Raw genomic sequence first — 22,546 nt, forward strand, 5'->3', positions numbered from 1 at the left:
CGCGAGAGGATGATGTCATTTGCCGAATCCCGCGACCTCCCCGGCGCAGCCACTGGCCGGTGTGCGCATCGTGGAGATCTCCAGCTTCGTCGCCGCGCCGCTGGCCGGTATGACCCTGGCCCAGCTCGGCGCGGACGTCATCCGTATCGACCCGATCGGCGGTGCGGCCGACTATCACCGATGGCCGCTCACCGACGATGGCGCGAGCATCTATTGGACCGGTCTCAACAAGGGAAAGCGCTCCGTCACCGCCGATTTGCGCGCACCGGCCGGGCAACTGCTCGTCACCCGCCTGATCACCGGCGCAGGCATCCTGCTCACCAACGCGGCCGGGCGGGATTGGCTCGACTACGACACGCTCGCCGCGACCCGACCAGACCTGATCCATCTGGAGATACTCGGCCGCGCCGACGGTTCGGCCGCCGTCGACTACACCGTCAACGCCGCCACCGGATTTCCGCTCGTCACCGGGCCCGCCGATCACGAAGGCCCGATCAATCATGTGCTGCCCGCGTGGGATCTGCTCTGCGGTGTGCACGCGGCGCTGGCGGTCACCGCGGCCGTGCGCCACCGGGACGCGACCGGACAGGGCAGCCGGATCACCCTCGCATTGGAGGACGTCGCGCTGGCCACGGTGGGCAACCTCGGCTTCCTCACCGAGGCGGCACTGTGCGGGCGGCAACGCCCGCGCTCGGGCAATGCCATCTACGGCCAGTACGGTCAGCACTTCACCAGCGCCGACGGCGTCTCCTTCATGGTGGTCGCCCTGACCCCCAGGCACTTTCGTGATCTCACCGAGCTGACCGGCAGCACCGCGGCGGTCGAGGCGCTAGCCACCGCGCTGACAGCGGACTTCACCGACGAGGGCACGCGCTACCGTCATCGCGACGTACTGACCGGACTGTTCACCCCGTGGTTCCGCGACCGCCCCGCCCAGGAGATCGGCACCGCCCTGGCGAAAACATCGGTGCTCTGGGAGCGCTACCGCAGTTTCGACGAACTCGCGATCGACCCGCGCATCACCGCGAACCCCCTGTTCACCCTGCTCCAGCAGCCCCAGATCGGCGAATACCTCGCCCCCGGTTCCCCGATCTCGGTGAACGGTGCACACATTCCCGCCCGCCCCGCACCCCGACTCGGCGAACATACCGAATCCGTCTTGCGGGATCGCCTCGGACTGTCTCCCGAATCGATTGCGGCGCTGCACATGTCGTCGATCGTCGCGAACGGGGCCCCGGCACGAACCGAGCGATGACGCTGGTCGCCGCGCACCAACGACCACCGCCACCATCCGGCCTCAGTCGCCGAATTCGGCGTTGAAACGGCGCAGGAGTTCGGCGAGCGTCGCGAGATCGTGCTCGGCCCAGCTCGACAGTCGTTCGTGCAACGCTTGACGGCGGGTGGCACGGGTCGCGTCCAAACGCTGCTTGCCAAGGGTGGTCAGCGCGAGCAGTTGGGCGCGGCCGTCGTCGGGGTCGGGCCGCCGAACGATCAGGCCGAGGTCTTCGAGTGCCGAAAGTTGGCGTCCGGTGGTGGCTTTCCCGATGCGGAAATAGGCGGCCAGGTCGCTGGGACGACTGGGGCCGATCGCGTCGAGCCGCATCAGGAAGGCATATGCGGCGGGTTCGAGACCGGGGTGGACACGTTCGGCGGATTCGAATGAAGTCCGGCGGCTGCGCCGCAACGCCACGATGAGCTGTTGCTCGATCTCGTCGATGGTGTCGTTCACCGTCGTACCCACCTCCACAGCGCCGACTGACGCGGACGTGGTTGTCCGCCTACTCAGGAGTGGCCGACTTTACCGTCGGTCCGCGCCGCGGCCGCGTCGACCGCTGGGTCCGGACCGACTGTGGTGCGAAGCGGGACCTCCCGGATGAACAGGACAGCGATCAGCGCGAGCAGGGCCAGTGGCGCGGTGCAGAGGAAGGCATCGGCGATGCCGTGTCCGAAGGCGTCTTCCACGACGGAGCGGACCGGGGCCGACAGCGTGGACAGGGTGGGCAGGCTGCTGCCCGAATGGGTGCCGCTGCCGCCGACACCCAGTCCGGCCAGACCGGTCTCGGTGTAGTCGGTGATCCTGTTCGCCATGATCGCACCCAATGCGGAGACACCGATCGCACCACCGAGGGATCGCATGAACGCGACGGTCGCACTCGCCGCGCCGATTTCGTGGATCCGGACTTGGTTCTGTACGGCGACGACCAGGTTCTGCATGGTCATGCCGACTCCTGCGCCAACGCAGAACATGTATACGGCCAGCAGCCCGTAGGGAGTGTCGGCGCGTACTGTGCCCAACGCTGTCACACCGGCCACCGTGAGCACGCTGCCGACGACCAAGACGATCTTCCAGCGACCGGTCCGGGCGATCAATCGTCCTGACACGATAGAGATTACAGCCAGACCGAAGATCATCGGCAGGGTGAGCAAACCGGCCGCGGTCGGTGACTCGTCGCGCGCCAACTGGAAGAACTGACTGAGGAATGTGGTGCCGGAGTACATGGCCACCCCGGCGGCCAGCGAGCCCGCGACGGCCAGCACGATGGTGCGATTGCCGAACAGGTGCAGCGGGATGATCGGCTCGCTCGTCTTCGACTCCGTCAGCAGGAACAACGCGCCCAACACCACAGTGCCACCGATCATCACGCCGGTCTGCCAGGACAGCCAGGCATATTTGTCGCCGGCGAACGAGACCCAGATCAGCAGCACCGAGGTGGCGGCGGCCACGAGCAGCGCACCCAACCAATCCACCTTCGTCTGCCGCTTGACCATCGGCAGACGCATCGTCTTCTGCAGCACCACCAATGCGATCGCGGCGATCGGGACGCCGATGAAGAAGCACCACCGCCAGCCCAGCCAGGAGGTGTCCACGATGGCACCGCCCACCAGTGGCCCGACGACGGTGCCGACGGCGAACAAACCACCCATATAACCGCCGTAGCGGCCGCGTTCGCGCGGCGAGACCATGACCGCCAGGATGGTCTGGGTGAGCGCCGTCATACCACCGGCCCCGACACCCTGAATCGCCCGCGCCGCGATCAACTGTCCGGCATTGGCCGCCAGACCCGCGATGATCGAGCCGACGACGAAGATGACCAGGCTGATCTGGACGAGGAGCTTCTTGTCGACCAGATCCGATAGCTTGCCCCAGATCGGCGTGGTCACCGTCATCGCCAAGAGGGTCGAGGTGATCACCCAGCTGTAGGCGGTCTGGCCCGAATGCAGATCGGAGATGATCGTCGGCAGCGCGTTGGTCACGATCGTCGAGGACAGGATGGCCACGAACATTCCGGTCAACAATCCGGCCAGCGTTTCCATGATCTGGCGGTGTGACATCGGACCGCCGGGCTGCGGATGTATCGCGATCGACGAAGCGGCGGCGCTGTTCACCTGGTCGACGTCCTGCGAGATCTGCGACAAGGTCGGCCTCATTCTCTTGTGGTGCAGCTGGTACTCGGCACCCGATCCGCTGGTACGTCCGAATCTCGCCCACGGATCAATAGTTGCCTTGGGCGACCATATCAGATTCGTTGCCCCAGGCAACTAGATACTCGGGAAACCGCCGTGCCCGATTCCGACCGGCACCGGAGTTCCGGGCTGGACTCAACTGTCGTCGAAATCCTTGTGCCGCAATACATTCGATGTCGCAATGGCGATGCGAGCTAGCCGCCGAACCGCTCTCGATGGCCAGCGATGTATTGCTCGACCGTCATTGCGGGTTCACCTATCACTTGCTCGACGTCATCGGTGATGCGGTTGTACCGGTCGGCGCGGTGCAGCCGCGCCATGGTGGCGATGTGCTGCTCGACGTGTGGCGGCAGGCCCACAGGTTTCAAGACCTGCTCGAGCCAGTCGTCGTAGGGCACCTCGACCACCGTCACCGGAAACTGCAGCGCCCGGGAAAAGCTTCGGGCCAGGCCGTCGCCGTCGAGGATCTGCGGCCCCGTCAGCTCGTAAACATGCTGCTGATGATCCTGTGGTGCGCGCAGGATCGCGGCGACAACGCGGGCGACGTCGCTGGCGGCAATCGGTGAGGTGCGGCCGTCACCGAAGGGCAGCACCAGGGTGTGGCGGTCGCGGACCGAGGCTGCGTTGAGGAACGTGAAAAGTGGGTTGTCGATGAATACCGTGGGCCGCACGTGGGTGACGGGCAGGCCGGACCAATCCATCACTTGTTCGGTCAGCCAGTGCAGCCACTGCTGGTGTGACTCGTCAGTGCTGGTCGACGTCATTTGGGAGACCGTCATCTGCGACATGTTCACGATGGTCTCGAGTCCGCCGTTTTCACGTCCGACGGCGCAGACAACCGCCGCGGCTTTCAGATAGGACTCCGAGACACCCATGTTGAAGAACATCCGTTTCACGCCCTGCATCGCGGAGACCACGTCTCGGGGCTCGGTGAGGTCGCCGACCACCACTTGCGCGCCGAGTGCGCGCACCGCGTCGGCCCGGTCGTCCTGCCGGTGGACCATGGCCCGAACGCTCGCGCCATCGCGGATCAGTAGTTCGACGACCGAACGGCTCACCCCGCCGGTGCCGCCACCAGCGCCGGTGACCAGATAATCGACGTCGACCATCATGTCCTCCGTGTCGATCGACTAGCGGGGTCCACGAGTTTCTCGCGAGCAACGATAAACGAGTCGGTCCGGGTGAACGGGAAGTTCGCCAGATCGTCGAGGTGGGTGTGCAGGTCGCGGCGACCTCGACGTACTAGCTACTGGTGGCGTCGGCCAGCAAATCGAGAGCGATGTCGACGATGAGGTCTTCTTGTCCACCGACCAGGCCTCGACGTCCCACTTCGAGCAGGATGGTGCGGACGTCGATACCGTAGCGCTGCGATGCGGCTTCGGCGTGGCGCAGGAAGGACGAGTAGACCCCGGCGTACCCGAGGGTGAGGGTTTCGCGGTCCACGCGCACAGGGCGGTCCTGCAGCGGTCGCACCAGGTCATCGGCGGCGTCTTGCAGGGCGAACAGATCACAGTTGTGCTTCCAGCCGGACAAGTCGGCGACAGCGACGAAGGGTTCGATCGGGCAGTTGCCCGCGCCGGCGCCGTGACCGGCGAGCGAGGCGTCGACCCTGGTGACACCTTCTTCGACGGCGACAACGGAATTGGCCACCGACAGCGAGAGATTCTCGTGCGCGTGGATGCCGATCTCGGTGCCCGGATCGAGGAGCTGACGGTATGCGCGGACCCGGTCGCGGACACCGTCCAGGGTCAACCGACCACCGGAGTCGGTGACGTAGACGCATTGCGCCCCATACGATTCCATCAGCTTGGCTTGTTCGGCGAGGCGGGCCGGTTCGGCCATGTGCGACATCATCAGAAATCCGGAGACGTCCATGCCGAGTTCCCGTGCGGTGGCGATGTGCTGAGCGGACACATCGGCCTCGGTGCAGTGGGTGGCCACGCGCACCGACCGGACGCCCAGCCGGTAGGCCTGCTCGAGCTCTTTGATGGTGCCGATGCCGGGCAGCAACAGTGTGGTCAGCCGAGCATGCGTGAGATTCGCGGCAGCGGCTTCGATCCATTCCCAGTCGGTGTTGCTGCCGGGTCCGTAGTTCAAGCTCCCCCCGGCGAGTCCGTCACCGTGGGCGACTTCGATGCCATCGACACCGGCGGCATCGAGTGCCGCCACGATCCGGCCGACGTCGTCCGGAGTGATGCGGTGGCGCACCGCGTGCATGCCATCACGGAGTGTGACGTCTTGGATGAACAGCTGCATCGTCATAGGAGTGCTTCCTGTCCTGCCGGTGCGGGGGCGGTCGTGCCGGCAATGAATTCGGCGTAACGCAGGGCCGCCGAGGTCATGATGTCGAGGTTGCCGGCGTAGGCCGGGAGGTAGTGGGCAGCGCCTTCGACTTCCAGGAACACTGTCACCTGATGGGTGGGAACCGCCGCCGCGTCCATGGTGAGCAGGGTCCGTACCGGTTGGTCCTGCGGCACGGCGGTGATCTGGACTTGTTGCTTGAGGCGGTAGCCGGGCACGTAGGTGGCCACGTGCGCGATCATTTCCTCGACCGATTCCCGAATCGCCCGGTGGGTGGCGGAATCCGGTGCGGTAATCAGGCACAGCACCGTATCGCGCATGATCAGCGGCGGGTCCGCCGGATTGAGGATGATGATGGCCTTGCCACGTTCGGCACCGCCGACCGTTTCGATCGCGTGCGCGGTGGTCTCGGTGAACTCGTCGATGTTGGCGCGGGTGCCCGGTCCCGCGGATTTCGAGGCAATGGACGCGACGATCTCGGCGTAGGCGACCGGTGCGACGCGCGAGATGGCGGCGACGATCGGGATGGTGGCTTGCCCGCCGCAGGTGACCATGTTGACGTTGGCGGCGTCACGATGTTCGTCGAGGTTCACCGCCGGTACCACGAACGGACCGAGGGCAGCCGGCGTCAGGTCGACCAGGCGTTTGCCGAGTGGTTCGAGTAGCGCGGCGTGAGCGGCGTGGGCCTTGGCCGAGGTTGCGTCGAAGACCAAGCCGATCTCGTCGAAGTTCGACAGCTCCAGCAGGCCCTGGATACCGTCGGCCGTAGTGGGGACGCCGAGCCGTCGGGCCCTGGCCAGGCCGTCGGACTCGGGGTCGATGCCGACCATCGCGCCCATCTCCAGCACGTTCGAATGTCGGATCACCTTGATCATCAGGTCGGTGCCGATGTTGCCGGATCCGATCACCGCGACTTTGAGCTTGGTGGGGCCGTTGTCCATAGGTTTCACTCCTGAATGAAGGCTGCGGTCACCGATCCGAGACCGGTGATATCCGCGGTGACGGTGCCGGGGCCCTCGATCGCGGCCATCGGTCCCAGCGCTCCGGACAGCACTATCTGGCCGGCGCGCAATGGCTGACCGAACTCGCGGGTGGTATTCGCAAGCCAGGCCAGCGCGTGCAGTGGATCGCCGAGGCAGGCAGCGCCGTTTCCGGTGGACACACCGCGGCCGTCGATCGACATCTGCATGTGCGCCGATATGGGGGCGAAAGTATCAAGGGTGCGGCGCTGGGTGCCGAGCACGAACAGGCCGCTGGAGGCGTTGTCGGCGACGGTGTCGCCGAAGGTGATGTCCCAGCCGGCGATGCGGCTGTCGACAATCTCGAGTGCGGCCACCGCATAGTCGACCGCGCCGCGAACTTGCTCGTCGTCGAGCGGACCATCGACCAGGTCCCGGGCCAGCACGAACGCGATCTCGGCTTCGACCTTCGGTTGCAACAGCCGGCTCAGCGGTACGGGCGTGTCCTGGTCGTAGTGCATGTCGTCGAACAGCACTCCGAAATCCGGCTGGTCGACACCGAGCTGCCGCTGCACCGCCGGGGAGGTCAGACCGATCTTGCGTCCGACGACCGTGGCGCCCGCGCCAATGCGCTCAGCGGTCAGCAACTCCTGCACCGCGTAGGCAGCGGCCACGTCGTCGGCGCCGATCAGATCCCGCACAGGAGCGCACGGTGTCCTGGAGCTGGCGGCTGCGCTGAGCAGGTTCGCGGCGGCGATCGTGGCGGTGTCCGCGGCTGCGGAAGGCCGGTCAAGGCCTGAAGGTGTTGGCATCTGGGGTCCCGGAAGTCGTTTGCTGAAAGTGAAGCAGTGGCTCTCACTGTCGCCGCCGGAGTAACGGACCCGCCAGCATTTCGGTCCACTGAGTCGAACGCCGCCCCGGAAACCGAACAGGCCCGAGTGCCTACCCCGGAAGGGGCCGGGATTCCGACCGTCGAACAGCGCTGACCCTGCCCGGCCCGAGGGGCGGACGGGGTCAGCTACCTCCGAACGGACGCCGTTGGGGACCTTCCACTACCTACTTGGCCGGTGCTACCGGCGGCTGGGCGATTGTCGCGAAGTACTGGATGGCCGCACCGATCGCAACCGGGCCGGTCACCAGCAACTGGCCCGCGATGGTGCCGAGGGCACCGACCGCGACGATGCCACCGAGGCAGCCGATTGCCGCGGCGGGGATGAAGGCGCCGAAGAGACCGACGATCGCGGCCGCTGCCACGGTCGCACCGGCGATGCCACCCAAAACACAGCCGACAGCCGCGCCGCCGAGGCCGCCCACCAGGGTGCCGAGCGTGGCGCCCATGCTGATGGTGCTGGTCATCCGGGACCAGGCGGCCTGCTCACGGTCGTATTCGTTCTTCCACGGCGCCTTGTCCTCGAACGGCAGCGCGACCGGCTTGTAGGTCGCGTGCGCGATGTCGAACTGCGGGGTGAGGGTGGCGTTGTGGTCGGCGATATCGGCCGCGATGGGGAATTCGAAGTCGTCGACACGGAACGTCAGCGGCATACCCGCGAGCGTGGTGCCATTGCCGGACTTGATCTTGAAGATGCCGTCTTCGACGACCATCGAACCGGCATCGGTCTTGATGACGGACTGGGTATCGGTGGCGTTGGCCGTGAAGGCGACCGCGCCATCGTCACCACCGGGCTGCGCGCCGGCCGAGCCGGACGCGATACCGACTGCGGCGACCAAGCCCGCCGTCACCGTTACGAATTTCCTCATCTTCATTTCTTTCCTCTCGGCTGTCTCCTAGAGGTCGGGCGCGCCGAGTACGCCCCATGCGCGACGCGGATCGCGCCGACGGGTCCCTCCGTGACGGTGCGGCGGGAAATGCTGCCCCGCGCCGCTGCCGTGCGGAAGGTGGTGGCACGGTGCCCGAGGCGGTAGTGCCGGGTCAACGCAGTCGGTCCACTCAGCTGACCGGTCACGCGCGGACATCCATCGGATTTCGCGCCGGGTTTGCTCACCGAACCTCATTTGTGTCGCAGACCAGGCGATGGGTCGATACTGACTCGTCAACGAACCTGTTCGACCGTCACTTCTGCACATCGAGGTACGTACCTGATGCCCGAGCAACCCGGACCCACCGCCGCTGTCCTCCGACCGACCGTGTCGGAGGGAATCGCGACGATCACTATCGACCGTCCGCCGGCCAACGCCTTCGACCCCGCGTTGATCACGGAATTCCTGAACGTGCTTCCGCCGCTCGTCGACGACCCCGACGTTCGGTGCATCGTCCTTCGGGGCACTGGCCGGTTCTTCGTCGCCGGCGCCGATATCGCCGTCATGCGTGAGCTCACCGAGGCAACCCAACGCGCGATGCGACCATGGGTCGACGTCCAGCGATTGCTCGAGACCGCCCCGAAGCCCGTCCTCGCGGCTCTCAACGGACATGCCCTCGGCGGCGGCGCCGAGTTGGCTCTCGCCTGTGACATGAGAGTGATGACGGAGTCCGCGACCATTGGCTTTCCCGAGATAGCACTCGGTTTGTTCCCCGGCGCGGGTGGCAGTCAACGCCTGCCGCGGCTCCTCGGTGCGCACCGCGCGAAACTGCTGATGATCGAAGGTACCCGACTCACCGCCTCGGATGCCTTGGGCATCGGACTGGTGGACAAGGTCGCCCCCGATGCCGAATTCGACGAGTGCATCCGCTCGACCGCACGCGCACTCGCGGACAAGCCGACCCGGACGATCGGGCTGCTCAAGCGCATCGTGCGGGACGGCCTGGCGTTGCCCCTCGATCAGGCGCTGGACCTCGAATTCTCCGCCGTGCTCGAGCTGATCGGAACCGCTGACGCCGCAGAGGGCCTGCAGGCGTTCCTCGACAAACGCGCGCCCACCTTCACCGGCCGCTGACACCCGAACTCGGAGGGATCCACATGAAGAGAAAATTCTGGCGACAGGGGGTAGCAACAGTGGCGGCGATCGCGGCACTCGCGGTGGCCACCACGGGCTGCACCCGTCCCGCTACCAAGACCGCCGCCACCGGGGGCGACCGGGTTCGGATCTCGGTGGGTGTCGACCCTTCCTATGCGCCGATCTTCCTCGCCGACAGTGAAGGGATGTTCAAAGCCGCGGGCCTCGACGTACAGGTGATCCAGACCGAGGGCGGCGCAGCCGGCGCGCAGAACGTCGTGGCGGGGACATCGGAACTGTCCGGCAACGCCAACTCGACCGCCCTCACCGTCATGGCCGGCAACCCTGGACTCCGCGCTCTGGGTGTGTACGAGGAATCCGACCGATACTTCCAGGTGGTTCTCCGCGACGGCGTCACGCCGAGCTCGATCAAGACCATGGGAGTCTTCCCCGGCATCGGGCTGTACTTCACCGACAGATACCTGCGGAGTCTCGGGCTCGATCCCGCCTCGATCAGCCTGGTGACGACGAGTCCCCCCGAACAGCCCGCGCTACTCGCGCGCGGCGACATCGACGGTTTCATCTCGTTCGACCCCTGGGTCGCGCGCGCCGTCGCCTCGGGAAGTCACGTCGTCGGGACGACGGGCAACTTCGGCGCGAAGTACTCGCAATGGCTGATCGCGTCGGAGGGCTGGCTGTCCGCCCACGACGAACTCGCCGGCCGCGTATTCCGGGTAATAGCGCAGGCCGCCGACATCGTCGACGCGGATCCCGACCGGGCCGCGAAGGCGGTGGCCGCAGCCATCCGCATGGATCCGGCCGAAGCGCGTAATCAGGTCACCCAGATCGACTTCCGAGCCCGGGATTTCACCTCCGACGATATCGAGCAGGCCCATCAGCTGGTGGACTTCTTCCGCGGTCAGGGGAAGATCAGCGGTGCCATCGATCCGCAGAAAGTCCTGCTGAGCGGCTGGTTCGACCAGAACGCCAAGTAGCTACCGACCCGCTGTGCTGACCGGGCCGGTACGGGTCCGGTCAGCGCAGGCACGCACACCATACGGAATGGAGCAACCGTGGCCGAATCCACTATTCGTGTCGTGGAACTGTCGAGCCCGTTCGCCCGATTCGCCGGTCGAATCCTCGTCGGTCTGGGGTACGAGGTCATCCTCGTCGAACCCCCGGAAGGCGACCCGACGCGCCGCGAACTCGACGGATACGCCTTCGCCCATTGGCATGCGGGTAAGCGCTCGGTGGTGCTCGACCTGTCCGCCGACGCCGATCGCGTCGCATTCGAGAATCTGATCGCGGGGGCGGACATCCTGCTTGACGGTCGCGATGTCGGTTCGGAACCGCCTGTCCCCCAGCATGATTCACTCGTCCACGTCCGAGTCACGCCGTTCGGTGTCACCGGGCCGCGTAGCACCTGGCGTGGGACAAACCTCACGGTGGCCGCATTGGGCGGCATGATGGCGCAGGTCGGTGCGCCGGATGGTCCCCCGCTCTGCCTGCCCGAAGGGCAAGCCGAGCAGCTCGCCGGGGTCAACGCGGCGATCGGCGCCCTGCTGGGCCTGCGGGCCAGGCGCTGCGGCCGCGCGCCTTTCGTCGATATTTCGGCCCAGGAGTGCGTGGCGGCCAGCCTCGAGGCGGGAACTCTGGCATACGTGCACGAAGACCGCGTTCCGGAGCGGCCGGGCCGGGTGCACCCGCTGGTCCCGCACGGATTGTTCGACGCCGCGGACGGATTTCTCGGCGGCGGGCTCGGCGGTAGTCCCCGAATGTGGGACGCGACTCTGCGATGGCTGATCGAAGAAGGTGTCCAGGACGATCTGGATCACCCGCGCTGGAGCGATCCCGTCGAACGAAAGACCCACCAGGATCACCTGTTCGAGGTGCTACAGCGCTTCCTGTCGAAATGGCCGAAGGAACAGTTCGCTGTTCGCGCACAGGAACGCAAACTTCCGTGGGCGGCGGTGGACGGCCCCGCCGAGCTCCTGATCAATCCCCAGCTCAACGATCGTGACTTTTTCGTCGATGTGGTCTCAGCGGACGAGGTGACCCGCGATCTCGGATTCGGATTCGCCTTCCCCGAGGGCCGGCGGGTCCGCGAACTCGTGGTCGCGGAGCTGGGCGCCGACCAGTCGCTGACGACCGGATCTCGCACTCCCACAGCATCACCCACGCAAGAGCCGCAGCCGGACAGACGCAGCCTCGACGGCATCCGCGTGCTCGATCTGACGTGGGTGCTCGCCGGTCCCTACTGCACCCGAATCCTCGCCGATCACGGTGCCGAAGTCATCAAGGTCGAATCGAGAGGACGCCCGGACCCGACTCGGTTCGCACCCGCCATGCACCTGTCGCGCGGGCCGCACGACGATCCCGACACCAGCGGCTACTTCAACGACGTCAACCGCAACAAGCGCAGTATCACCCTCGACACCCGTACCCCTGAAGGTCTCGCGGTGCTCGCCGATCTGATCGCCGCGAGCGACGTCGTGATCGAGAACTTCAGCTCGTCAGTGCTGGAGAAGATGGGACTCGGGTACCAGCGGCTGCGCGAACTGCGTCCCGACATCGTGTACGTCTCGATGTCCGGCATGGGCCACACAGGTCCGCGCAGCAGTTGGGTGTCCTACGCGGATATCGTGTCGGCCAGTACCGGACTGACGGCGTTGACCGGGTGGAACGCCGATGACGTCGTCGGCGTCATCTATGGTCACGGCGACATCGTGGCAGGACTGCAGGCTGCGACCGCGACCCTCGCCGCGCTCGAATACCGTGATCGCACCGGCCGCGGACAGCACATCGACCTCTCCCAGCTCGAGGCGATGGCCGCGCACATGGGAACCAGCGTGATCCAGTCGACCGGTACGGGTCGACTGGCGGAACCGAACGGAAACGCTCACTCCGAGTACTCGCCCCACGGCGTGTTCCGTTGTCTCGGCACGGATCGCTGGACGGCGATCGCCGTTCGGAACGAGGCCGATTGGCGCGCCCTGTGCGAGCTGATCGAACGCCCGGAATGGGCCGATGCCGAGGACTTTCGCACAGCCGAGCAACGCAAAGCCCGCAACCCGGAGATCGTGGCGGCGGTCACCGCATGGACCAGGACCCTGCCTGCCGCGGCGGTCACCGAGTTGCTGCAGGACGTGGGCGTGCCCGCGGGCGCCGTGCAGGACGGCAGAGACTTGGTAGAGGCCGACGCTCATCTGCGCGCCCGTGGCTTCTTCGTGCGGCGAACGCACCCGCGCGCGGGCGCCTTCCTGCACGAGGGCGTACCTGTCCGGCTCGATCGCGCGTCCGGTGCAGTACGCAGCGCCGCACCCCTGCTCGGCGCCGATACGGACTCGGTTCTCACCGACATACTGCGGTACTCACCGGACACGATCGCACACCTGCGTGCGACATCGATTCTCTCCTGAAACCACCCGCCCCCTCATTCGAAGGAGACCCATGCGCGCCGCACGGCTACACAGTTTCGGACAGGCCCCCACTATCGACGAGATCGACACCCCCACTCGCGCGGCAGGGCAGACATTGGTCCGTATCGACGCGGCCGCACTCGGCCACCTCGACATGACCATCGCGAGCGGAAAGTTCAATGTCAGACCCCCGCTGCCCCACATCGGCGGCACAGACGGTGCCGCAACGGTTGTCGAATCGGATACGTTCGTCCCCGGCACCAGGGTGCTCGTGCGCGGTGGCGGCATCGGACTGACCAAGAACGGATGCTGGGCGGAGTATCTCGTTGCGGCCGACAAAGCGTTCACGCCGTTCGATGCCGGCCTCGCACCGGAGGTGGCCGCGACATTCTTCTTGCCGAGCACCACCGGGTACGTGGCCGTGAACGACGTCGCCAAGGTCTGCCCTGGTGAACGCGTGGTGGTGTCCGGTGCTTCGGGCGCGGTCGGCTCGATGGCCGCCCAGTTCGCCCAGCTCGCCGGTGCCGGTGAGGTGATCGGGATCGTGCCCCGGCCGGACCAGGTGGAGTTGCTGCCCGCCGGTGTGCGGCCGGTCGTCGGTCGCGGCGCGGAACTGGCGAAGGAACTGGGCGATGGCCCGATCGCCGAGGTGCTGATCGACACTCTCGGCGGTGACTGCCTGCCCCCGCTCCTCGAGCGCGTCGCCCCCGGCGGACGGGCCGCGCTGATCGGGTACACGCTGGGCACCGAACTGACCCTCGATCTTCCCAACTGGCTCCTCAGCGACGTGCAGATACTGCCGGTCAACATGATTCGCAAAGGCGCCCGCCAGGCTGAGCTCGCTCCCGAACTGGTCGACCGGCTCGTGGCGGGTGAGGTGCGGCTGGCTGTGCAACAATTCCCGCTCGACCAGATCGCCGACGCCCTGCGGCTGATGCGAGAGGGCAAGGTGGCCGGGCGCGCCGTTGTCGTACCCTGACCTATGCCTGTTCAGAACGTGTGGCCGCGGCTCCCGGAGGCGATGACCATTCCGGCGCTTCTCTTGACCAGGGCCGAGGAATGCGGAGACCGAATCGCCCTGCGCGCCGGTTCGAGTCAGGTGAGCTATCGCGAACTCGCACGCCGGGCGGCGTCCATGGCGAACTCTCTGTATGCGCACGGCGTTCGGGTCGGCGACCGGGTTGCCGCACTTATGGACAACCGTATCGAGCTCATCGATCTACTTCTCGGTTGCAGCTGGCTGGGGGCCACCGCCGTGCCGCTGAACGTCGCATTGCGAGGCGATGGTCTCCGGCATGTACTCACCCGGTCAGGTGCGCGGCGGTTACTCGTCGGGCCACAGTACGTCGGACAGGTGGATCCGACAGGATTCACGGGTGAGCGCTGGATCGTCGGCTCCGTATCCGCGCCGCACGTCGATACGGCCGAAACCGACCTGCGATGCGACCCGGCACCGGTCGACGGCCTCGATATCGCCGCGGTGCTCTTCACGTCGGGCACCACCGGAATGCCGAAAGGTGTGCGCTGCCCGCACGCCCAGTTCCTCTGGTGGGGTGATGGTGTCGGACGGTCACTCGGGCTGGGAGCCGACGACGTCTTGTACAGCTGCCTTCCCCTGTTCCACACCAATGCCATCGGCACGCTGTTCCAGGCCCTCGTGTGTCGCGCCACATTCGTCCTCGGTGAACGATTCTCGGCAAGCGGCTACTGGGCCGAGGTCGAGGAATCCGGCGCCACCGTGACCTATCTCCTCGGCGCCATGGTGGCCATGCTGATGAACCGGCCACCCTCTCCGATCGAGCGTGCGCACTCCGTCACCCGGGCGCTGTCGCCCGCGACGCCTGCGCACCTGTACGAACCATTCCGGAACCGATTCGGAATCGAACTCGTCGACGGATTCGGCACTACCGAGACCAACCTCGTCGTGGGGTCACTTCCAGGCCGCCGCCGGGACGGGTTCGTCGGCACGGTGATGGACGGCTACGCGGCCGCCGTCGTCGACGGCGGCCGCCCGGTCCCCGACGGCGCCCCGGGCGAGCTGGTGGTTCGCAGCCTGCGTCGCGGCGGATTCGCCGAAGGATATCTGGGCGAGCCGACGCCACCGGAGGGCTCCTGGCTACACACCGGAGACCGGGTGATTCGCGGATCCGACGGCTGGTTCCGATTCGTGGATCGCATCAAGGACGTGATCCGCCGACGCGGCGAGAACATCTCGGCGACCGAAGTGGAGTCGGTACTGTCGCAGTACCCCGGCGTCGCGCAGGTGGCGGTGTTCCCGGTGCCGTCCACCCTCGCCGAGGACGAGGTCATGGCGGCGGTCGTGCCCCGGGATCAGATCACCCTCGATCCCGCCGAGCTGTTGCGCTTCGCCGAGAAGAACCTGTCCTACTTCGCACTTCCCCGCTACATCGACCGGGTGGCGGAACTTCCGCTCACCGAGACGGGCAAGGTGCGCAAGCAGGAACTGCGCTCCCGCGGCGTCGGGCCGGACACGTGGGATGCCGAGCAGCAAGGGTACCGGCCCACGCGAGATCGATGACGCCGCCGGCCGAGACTATCGTCCGCACCCGTTGAAGGAACACATCGCGGTGCTACACGCACCGTCGCGGCCCGCGGCGTTCTCCGGCGAATGGGTGCATCGCATCGCGTGCAGGGTCCGGGTGATTCCGATACCGGCAGTTCGGAGAGCCCCGGTGATCCGGCTGACATTGAGCCGGGCAGTGGGCGCCGTGACCGATAACGCGCCCGCCAGCACCCGAGGGCCGCTGAACACCGGGACGGCAACGCTCATGTAGCCGAGTCGGGTCTCCTCGACCTCGATGGCGAGCTGATCCTTGCGCATCCGCTCGAGTTGCTGTCGAAGGACGCCGACGGACATCGTGGTGCGGTTGGTGAGTGCTGTGAACCCCTGCTCGACGACCTCGTCGAAGACGGACCGCGGCGAAAACGCCAAGATCATCTTGCCGGTGGCCGTGCAGTAGAGCGGCAACCTGCCCGCGACGCGCGACTGCTGATTGAGTCCGCGATGCCCGATGATCTTCTCGATGTACAGCACGTCGATGCCGTCCCGAACCGCGAAGTGCACCGTCTCCTGCGTGGCGAGGAGCAGATCCTCCATGTACGGCAGTGCCGCGTCGCGCAGGATTCGCTGCCGGGGTACCAGCTGACCGAGCTCGAACAGTCGCAGCCCCAGCCGATACTTCGTTCCTGCTCGTTCGAGCAGACCCCACTCCACCAGTTCCCCGGCCAGCCGGTGCACCGACGCCTTCGCGACGCCGGTGCGGCGAGCGAGTTCCGTCAGTGACAGGTCGCTGTGCTCGCTGTCGAAGGCGTCGAGAATCAGGCGTGCCTTGCCCAGTACGGAAGACATGTCCGCACCTGCCGGCTGTCCGCCCGAGTTGATGGGCACCACTGGTCCGAGTCCACCGGATCCTCGTGCGGCTGTCGTCAAGGGGTGCCTCCTGGTGGGTCGGGCGAGCAGTTGGATCGGTCCGGGTGTATGTGGAGCGGTGCGCTCGCCTGATGTCGCGACGCTACGGGACCGGTGCCACGAGAGGCACGTCACATGGTCCGGTCAGTGAACCCGTTCCGCGGAGTTTACATTCGGCTGCGTGACCTCGATGGACGTCAGGAAGTCCCGCACGACCGACGCCACCGCCGCTGCCTCGCGTTCGATGAGCGCGACGGTACCGTTCTCGATCACCACACAGCGCACCGAAGGCGCCGCCGTGAGACGTGAACTCAGTACCGGGAGGTTCGGCATCGAGAACGGGTCCTCGCCCGCGCCGATCAGGAGCACCGGCGCGGTCACCGAACCGATGCGGTCCTCCATCCGGTAGCGGGCACAGGCCCGGTGGCCCTCGGCCGGATCGACTCCGGGTGCGAGCGCGTCCCGGACGAACCGGTCGAGCAGTCCGGCGACCGGTTCCGGGTAATACGGCCGACGCAGGTCCCATAGAGTCTGCAGGTGCGTCCCGTCCGCGCTCTGCTCGGCTCGGTCGACACCCCCGCCGACGGCATGATCGACACGGTACCGCTCGTCGGTCCACGGACACGACGACAGCAGCACCGCGCCGATTCTGCCGCTGTCCGCGGCGGCCATCTCCATGGCCACGGCTGCGCCGGTGTGGTGCCCGAGGACGGCAACGCACTCGACACCGAGTGCGTCCAACAGCTCCCACGCCGCGCGGGCGAAGACCTCGATGGTCTGCGGCGCAGGCACCGGGGCGCTGGCGCCGAAACCGACCATGTCCATCGCGATCACCCGATGATCGACGGCGAGCAAGGGCATCAATTCACGGAATTCGTCCCAGGATCGGGGGGTCTGGTGCAGCAGCAGCAAAACCGGACCGTCACCCTGCTCGGCGTAGTGCACTTGGCCGAACGAAGTATCCGCGTAGGCGAATCGGAGGTCAGCACCCATCAGTACGCCGCGACCATCGGTGTATCGACGCCGATCACGTCGAGCTTCGCGGCACCCCCTGGATTGCCCACAGGTTCGGTACGGGTCGGCAAAATATCGAGGAAGAACCTCTTGTTGTCCTCCTTGAATTCTGGGACGGCCTTCCGATCCACCGTGATGGCTTCCACGGGGCACGCCAGTTCGCACGCGCCGCAGTCGATGCATTCGTTCGGATTGATATAGAGCTTGCGATCGCCCTCATAGATACAGTCGACCGGACATTCCTCCATGCACGAACGATCGGTGTAGTCGATGCAGGCCTCGCCTATCACGAATGCCATTGTTCAGCTCTCCTGTTCGGTGGAATGTCCGGGGAAGATTTCCGCATCGGGGTCCAGAACGGCTGCGGCGTTGTTGACCGCGGTGGCGGCTTCGCCGAAGCCCACGGCGATGAGCCGCACCTTGCCGGGATAGTCGGTGATATCGCCTGCCGCGTAGACACGCGCAACGTTGGTTTCCATGCGGGTGTTCACGACGATGTGCCGGGAGTCGATGTCGATACCCCATTCCGTCATCGGTCCCAGATCCGCGGTGAATCCCAGTGCCGCGATGACCGATTGGGCCGCAAGTGTGGTCGTGGACTTGTCGAGCTTGTGGACGATGTCGACTTCGGCGATCCAGCCGTTGCCGCGAACGTCGACGACGTCCGCATTGACCAGCACCCGCACCGAGCTGTCGTACACCTTGGCCACGGTCGATTTGTGGGCCCGGAACTTGTCGCGCCGATGCACCAGGGTGACGGAGTTGGCAATCGGCTCGAGGTGCACGGCCCAGTCGAACGCGCTGTCGCCGCCCCCGACGATCACCACATCCTTTCCCTCGTGCGCCGACAGGTCCGGGACAAAGTAGCTCAGCCCACGATCGAGGAAATCGAGCCCCTTCACCAAAGGACGGGGTGTGAAGGTCCCGATTCCGCCGGTGATGATCACGGCGCCCGCGGTGATGGTGCGGCCCTTGCTCGTTCCCACGACAGCGTTGCCGGACGTGTCATGTGCCAGCCACAGAGCCTGCTCTCCCATCAGGTAGATCGGATCGAACGGTGCGGCCTGCTCGAGGAGTCCCGCGACGAGATCGCGACCCTTGACAGCGGGAAAACCCGCGATGTCGAGGATCGACTTCTCGGGGTACATCGCGCTCACCTGGCCGCCCGGCTCGGCGAGCGCGTCGACGACGGCGACGCGAAGACCTCGGAAGCCCGCGTAGTACGCGCCGTAGAGGCCCGCCGGGCCGGCGCCGATGATCAGGATATCGACGTCGAGCTCGGTATCGGACGATGAGAGGGACGATCTGTTCACCGGAAGAACGCTAATCAGCTTGCAGCACTTCATAAATGAAATCGGTCCGGTCAGCAGACTCCGTCGGGCCGGCGGCTTGCACACGAAAAGCGGGCCCGTCGGCCACGAGGGTGGCTGGCGGGCCCGCCGGTCACGGACGGCACGGTCTGGCGTGCGGTTGGTCAGGTACCGAAGATCTCCGGTTCTTCTGCCGCGATCTTCTGGATGATCGTCGAGTAGGCGAACCAACCCACCTTCTCCGTGCCCACCGCCTCGTAGGTCTGGGCCGCGATCTTGTCGTGCAGTGCGATCGGGTCTCCGGCAGCGCGTGCGGCCAGTTCGGCCTGCATCGACCGTTCCATCGACACGTACCACCACACCGCGCTCTCCACCGAAGTGCCGACGGTCAGGTGTCCGTGGTTCGTGAGGATCACCGCCTTGCCGGCGCCGAGGGCCTGCGCGATGCGTCGGCCTTCCTCCTCGTCCAGCGCGACGCCGTGATATTCCTCGTAGAGCGAGTGGTCGTCGTAGAACGCACACGCGTCCTGCGTGATCGGCGACAGCAGTCTGTGCAAGGAGGAGAACGCCTTGCCCTGCAGTCCGTGGGCGTGCACAGCTCCGATCACATCGGGTCTCGCCTCGTGCACCTTCGAGTGAATGACGAACGCGGCCCGGTTGAGCGGTCCCCGGCCGGACAGGATCGTGCCGTCCGAATCCACGTGCAACAGTTCATCGGGCATCACCTTCGAGAAATGACGTCCGAAGGGCGCCGTCCAGAACGTGTCGGTTTGCTCGGGGTCGCGCGCCGTGATGTGCCCGGAGATGCCCTCGTCGAGCCCGAACCGCGACAGGATGCGATAACCGCCGATCACTGCCACCTTGCGGCGATGCCGCTCTTGGTCGAGGTTCCCCGATTCCGGCGGTTCGGGAATGCCGGCGAGTTCGGCGATCGTGGGTGACTGTTTCATTGCGCCCCTACCTATTTGACGCCGTAACGGGAGAGGAACGTCGCCGAGAGCACCCGCAGAATGCGGTCGAAGATGAAACCCATGATGCCGAGAACGATGATTCCGACGAATGTCCAATCGATCCGGCCATAGTTGCGGGCCTGCCAGATCATCGACCCGATCCCGCGATCGGCGGCGACGATCTCGGCGGACACGATGGTGAGGAAGCTGTTACCCATCGCGAGCCGAGCACCGGTCACGATGCCGGGAACCGACGACGGCAACACGACGGTTTTCATGAGTTGCAGTCTGCTCGCGCCCAGGTTGGTCGCGGCCTGAAGTTTGTTCTCGCTGATCGCGACTGTGGCGGCGATGGTGCTTACCGTGACGATGAATACCGAGGTGTAGAAGATCAGTACCACCTTGGAGGTCTCGCCGATCCCGAACCACACCACCGCGAGCGTCACGAAGGCGATCGGCGGGATGAAGCGGAAGAACTCGATATACGGATCCAGCAGCTGACGAACGATATTGATGCGCCCCATCAGGATTCCGATCGGGGCACCGATCACGACGCCGAGGCTCCAGCCGAGGAGGATCCGCTGCGCGGATGCCCAGATCGAGGCCCACAGCACGCCGCGCTGCGCGAGTTCGACGGTTGCCGTCCACACCGCCACCGGAGAGGCGATGGTCGTCGGTCCATACCACCACGCGAGAAAAGACCAGACGGCGAGACCGAGCACGCCCGATGCCACCCACAGCAGTGCGGTGCGCGCCAGCTGGCCGGCAGCCGCCGCCGATTTCCGTTGTGTCCGTTTCACGTTCGCTCGTCCGGCCGGTACTGCCTGGCTCTGCACAATGGCGGTCATAGCTGGTCCTCTTCGATACCCTGATTACGCAACGACGCCACGACCTCGGCGCGGATGTCGTCGCGGAGTTTCTCGTACAGCTCGATCACCTCCGGATGGGCACGGTCTCGCGGTCGTGGCGCATCGACCTCGTAGATGCTCTTGATGCGCGCCTGTGGTCCAGCGGACATGACCACCACTCGATCGGCGAGTGTGAGCGCCTCGTCGATGTCGTGGGTGACGAAGACGACCGTGCAGCCGGTATGCCGCCAGATCTTGTCCAACTCGATCTGCAGCACCTGTCGGGTCTGCGCATCGAGGGCGCCGAACGGCTCGTCCATCAAGACGAGTGAGGGCTGATTGGCCAGCACCCGTGCGATCTGTACCCGCTGGCGCATACCACCCGACAGCTGGGACGGAAACTTGTCACCCGAATGCGGAAGGCCCACCATCGCAAGGTATTCGGCTGCGATCCGTGCCTGTTCGGCCTTGCCCGCGCCATGCATGCGCGGTCCGTAAGAGACATTCTGGCTCACGGTCATCCACTCGAAGAGCGCCTCCGAACTTTGGAAGACCATGCCCGCGTGCGCATTGCTTCCCTTGACCTTTTCACCGTCGCAGACGATTTCGCCTGCGGTGGGGTCGATGAACCCGGCCATCGACGACAACAGCGTCGACTTTCCGCAGCCGCTGGGACCGAGGAGGCAGACGAACTCTCCCTCCCGCACATGCAGGTCGATTCCCGAAACAATCTCCGCGGCACCGAAACTGATGCCGAGATCTCGAATTTCGACGGGAACACCTTTGATCGCTGTCACACTCATTGCGCACTCTTCTGGTACCAGTCGGCGAGCATCGCAGACTGCAGGTCCGGCTGCTCGGTGAGAGCACCGAGCTTCTTGTAGAAATCAACGACCGACTGTGCCGACTCGATATCCTTGGCGGTGAGATTCTCGACGCCGAAGTCGATTTCCTCGATTGCGGTGACGGTCTGATCCTCGGCGACATTCACCGCGGACTTCGTCGCCGCAGCAGCCGCTTTGGGGTCCGATTCGACCAGTTGCGTTGCCTTGTCGAGAACCTGGGCGACCTTGCGGGCCGTGTCCTCATGCGCAGCCAGCCACGGCTGTGTCGTGATCGCCCAGTGGTGGTACAACCAGTTGTAGTCCCCGGTCCGTGCGACGACATGCCCTGTGCCCTGGCTCAACGCTGTTGCCGGCCACGGCTCCCACAGCACATACCCGTCGATGTCACCCCGGCTGAGCAACGCGGGCATGTCGGTCGGCGTGGCCGTGATCATCTTGACCGATTCCGGCCGAACGCCCTGTGCTTCGAGATACTTGTCGGTCGAGATCTGGCTCAGCCCGGGAACGATACCCATCTTCTTCACGCCCGCCGCCGAGTCGACCCCGTTGCGCAGGACAACCTTGATGTAGTTGCCGGAGGCTTCGTAGGAGTACATCGCCCGCAGTGCCGGGTTCTGGCGCAGCTGCGCGATAGTGGTGGTGTCGGAGCTGCCCGCGATCTGAACCTGCCCCGTCGAGAGTGCGTCGACCGCCTCCCCGCCGCGACCGAACTGGACCAGCTGCACATTCAGGCCCGCATCCGCGAACAAGCCCTTCTGGTCGGCGACGAAGAACGGCGCGTAGGAAGCGTCGATACCGACCGCAATCCGGACAGGTCCGCTACCCGCCGAATCTGCGGTGCTCTGCGTTGCCGGGCGACTGCACGCACCGACAGCCACCGTGAGGAATACTGCCGCCGACGCGATGGCAGTTTTGCCGAGTTGGGATCGCCAGGCCATGTACTGACACCTTCGTTCTATGATCTTGGCCGCAGTTACGCGGTTGTGTGAAGCAACATAGCTACGCTGACCAGGCCTGAGAACCATCTCGGTCCGCCGTACGGACCGAGATCGAGGCCTTACTTCCGCGCAACATCCGGGGCCTCCGTGCTGTGGATTCCGGAAATGCCGACGA

The 22,546-nt window shown here is 65.8% G+C and carries 21 protein-coding genes; 6 read left to right on the plus strand and 15 right to left on the minus strand.

Translation table 11 applies throughout. The annotated features are described in order from the left end of the window. The first annotated feature begins 19 nt into the window (after nt 1–19). Entirely contained in the window at nt 20–1,255 is a 1,236-nt protein-coding gene (locus AB0L58_RS03905) for a CoA transferase (RefSeq protein ID WP_364380611.1), read from the plus strand. A 42-nt stretch (nt 1,256–1,297) separates the two neighbouring features. On the opposite strand, the gene AB0L58_RS03910 is transcribed toward AB0L58_RS03905, so the two are convergent. The 7 genes from AB0L58_RS03910 to AB0L58_RS03940 all read right to left on the minus strand — a co-directional run bounded on the left by AB0L58_RS03910 (nt 1,298) and on the right by AB0L58_RS03940 (nt 8,489). Next, a complete protein-coding gene (locus AB0L58_RS03910) occupies nt 1,298–1,729 on the minus strand; it encodes a MarR family transcriptional regulator (RefSeq protein ID WP_364380614.1) in 432 nt (143 codons plus the stop codon). 53 nt (nt 1,730–1,782) lie between these two features. Continuing rightward, nucleotides 1,783–3,417 carry an MDR family MFS transporter gene (locus AB0L58_RS03915; RefSeq protein ID WP_364380617.1) on the minus strand — a complete coding sequence of 545 codons (1,635 nt, stop codon included), beginning with the start codon at nt 3,415–3,417 and terminating at the stop codon, nt 1,783–1,785. Between the two features lie 242 nt (nt 3,418–3,659). Continuing rightward, nucleotides 3,660–4,577 (minus strand): NAD(P)H-binding protein, encoded by a 918-nt coding sequence (locus AB0L58_RS03920; protein WP_364380620.1) that lies wholly within the window; start codon nt 4,575–4,577, stop codon nt 3,660–3,662. 130 nt (nt 4,578–4,707) lie between these two features. Further along, complete coding sequence (dmpG, locus tag AB0L58_RS03925) at nt 4,708–5,727, minus strand: 4-hydroxy-2-oxovalerate aldolase (protein WP_364380623.1); 1,020 nt, start codon at nt 5,725–5,727, stop codon at nt 4,708–4,710. Next, nucleotides 5,724–6,707, minus strand: a complete 984-nt coding sequence (locus tag AB0L58_RS03930) for an acetaldehyde dehydrogenase (acetylating) (protein WP_364380626.1) — start codon at nt 6,705–6,707, stop codon at nt 5,724–5,726. The genes dmpG and AB0L58_RS03930 overlap by 4 nt, the downstream gene beginning before the upstream one ends. Nucleotides 6,708–6,712: 5 nt before the next feature. Then, entirely contained in the window at nt 6,713–7,537 is an 825-nt protein-coding gene (locus AB0L58_RS03935) for a fumarylacetoacetate hydrolase family protein (protein ID WP_364380629.1), read from the minus strand. A gap of 244 nt (nt 7,538–7,781) precedes the next feature. After that, entirely contained in the window at nt 7,782–8,489 is a 708-nt protein-coding gene (locus tag AB0L58_RS03940; RefSeq protein WP_364380632.1) for a hypothetical protein, read from the minus strand. Nucleotides 8,490–8,825: 336 nt separating this feature from the next. Between AB0L58_RS03940 and AB0L58_RS03945 the strand changes: the two genes are divergently transcribed. The 5 genes from AB0L58_RS03945 to AB0L58_RS03965 all read left to right on the plus strand — a co-directional run bounded on the left by AB0L58_RS03945 (nt 8,826) and on the right by AB0L58_RS03965 (nt 15,575). Next, nucleotides 8,826–9,617: an enoyl-CoA hydratase-related protein gene (locus AB0L58_RS03945; protein WP_364380635.1), complete on the plus strand. Its 792-nt coding sequence runs from the start codon at nt 8,826–8,828 to the stop codon at nt 9,615–9,617. A gap of 23 nt (nt 9,618–9,640) precedes the next feature. Further along, nucleotides 9,641–10,612 carry an ABC transporter substrate-binding protein gene (locus AB0L58_RS03950; protein ID WP_364380638.1) on the plus strand — a complete coding sequence of 324 codons (972 nt, stop codon included), beginning with the start codon at nt 9,641–9,643 and terminating at the stop codon, nt 10,610–10,612. Between the two features lie 78 nt (nt 10,613–10,690). Beyond that, on the plus strand, nt 10,691–13,036 hold the full coding sequence (locus tag AB0L58_RS03955; protein ID WP_364380641.1) for a CoA transferase: 2,346 nt from the start codon (nt 10,691–10,693) through the stop codon (nt 13,034–13,036). Nucleotides 13,037–13,067: 31 nt separating this feature from the next. Continuing rightward, the gene (locus tag AB0L58_RS03960; RefSeq protein ID WP_364380644.1) at nt 13,068–14,015 is read left to right on the plus strand and encodes a zinc-binding dehydrogenase; all 948 of its coding nucleotides are present in this window, start codon (nt 13,068–13,070) and stop codon (nt 14,013–14,015) included. Between the two features lie 3 nt (nt 14,016–14,018). After that, nucleotides 14,019–15,575 carry an AMP-binding protein gene (locus AB0L58_RS03965; protein WP_364380647.1) on the plus strand — a complete coding sequence of 519 codons (1,557 nt, stop codon included), beginning with the start codon at nt 14,019–14,021 and terminating at the stop codon, nt 15,573–15,575. A 15-nt stretch (nt 15,576–15,590) separates the two neighbouring features. On the opposite strand, the gene AB0L58_RS03970 is transcribed toward AB0L58_RS03965, so the two are convergent. From AB0L58_RS03970 to AB0L58_RS04005, 8 genes are all read right to left on the minus strand, one after another. Next, entirely contained in the window at nt 15,591–16,406 is an 816-nt protein-coding gene (locus tag AB0L58_RS03970) for an IclR family transcriptional regulator (protein ID WP_364380650.1), read from the minus strand. Nucleotides 16,407–16,610: 204 nt separating this feature from the next. Beyond that, nucleotides 16,611–17,459, minus strand: coding sequence for an alpha/beta hydrolase (locus tag AB0L58_RS03975; protein ID WP_364380653.1), 849 nt, complete (start codon nt 17,457–17,459; stop codon nt 16,611–16,613). Next, on the minus strand, nt 17,459–17,779 hold the full coding sequence (gene fdxA / locus AB0L58_RS03980) for a ferredoxin (protein ID WP_364380656.1): 321 nt from the start codon (nt 17,777–17,779) through the stop codon (nt 17,459–17,461). Before fdxA ends, AB0L58_RS03975 begins: the two co-directional genes overlap by 1 nt. Nucleotides 17,780–17,782: 3 nt before the next feature. Next, nucleotides 17,783–18,793, minus strand: coding sequence for an NAD(P)/FAD-dependent oxidoreductase (locus AB0L58_RS03985; RefSeq protein ID WP_364380659.1), 1,011 nt, complete (start codon nt 18,791–18,793; stop codon nt 17,783–17,785). 161 nt (nt 18,794–18,954) lie between these two features. Continuing rightward, entirely contained in the window at nt 18,955–19,740 is a 786-nt protein-coding gene (locus AB0L58_RS03990; protein WP_364380662.1) for a class II aldolase/adducin family protein, read from the minus strand. An 11-nt stretch (nt 19,741–19,751) separates the two neighbouring features. After that, entirely contained in the window at nt 19,752–20,588 is an 837-nt protein-coding gene (locus AB0L58_RS03995) for an ABC transporter permease (protein ID WP_364380665.1), read from the minus strand. After that, nucleotides 20,585–21,391: an ABC transporter ATP-binding protein gene (locus tag AB0L58_RS04000; RefSeq protein ID WP_364380668.1), complete on the minus strand. Its 807-nt coding sequence runs from the start codon at nt 21,389–21,391 to the stop codon at nt 20,585–20,587. The genes AB0L58_RS03995 and AB0L58_RS04000 overlap by 4 nt, the downstream gene beginning before the upstream one ends. Beyond that, nucleotides 21,388–22,371 carry an ABC transporter substrate-binding protein gene (locus tag AB0L58_RS04005; RefSeq protein WP_364380671.1) on the minus strand — a complete coding sequence of 328 codons (984 nt, stop codon included), beginning with the start codon at nt 22,369–22,371 and terminating at the stop codon, nt 21,388–21,390. The genes AB0L58_RS04000 and AB0L58_RS04005 overlap by 4 nt, the downstream gene beginning before the upstream one ends. Between the last annotated feature and the right edge of the window lie 175 nt (nt 22,372–22,546).

Source organism: Nocardia sp. NPDC052112, from assembly GCF_040680135.1.
Taxonomy (GTDB): Bacteria; Actinomycetota; Actinomycetes; order Mycobacteriales; family Mycobacteriaceae; genus Nocardia.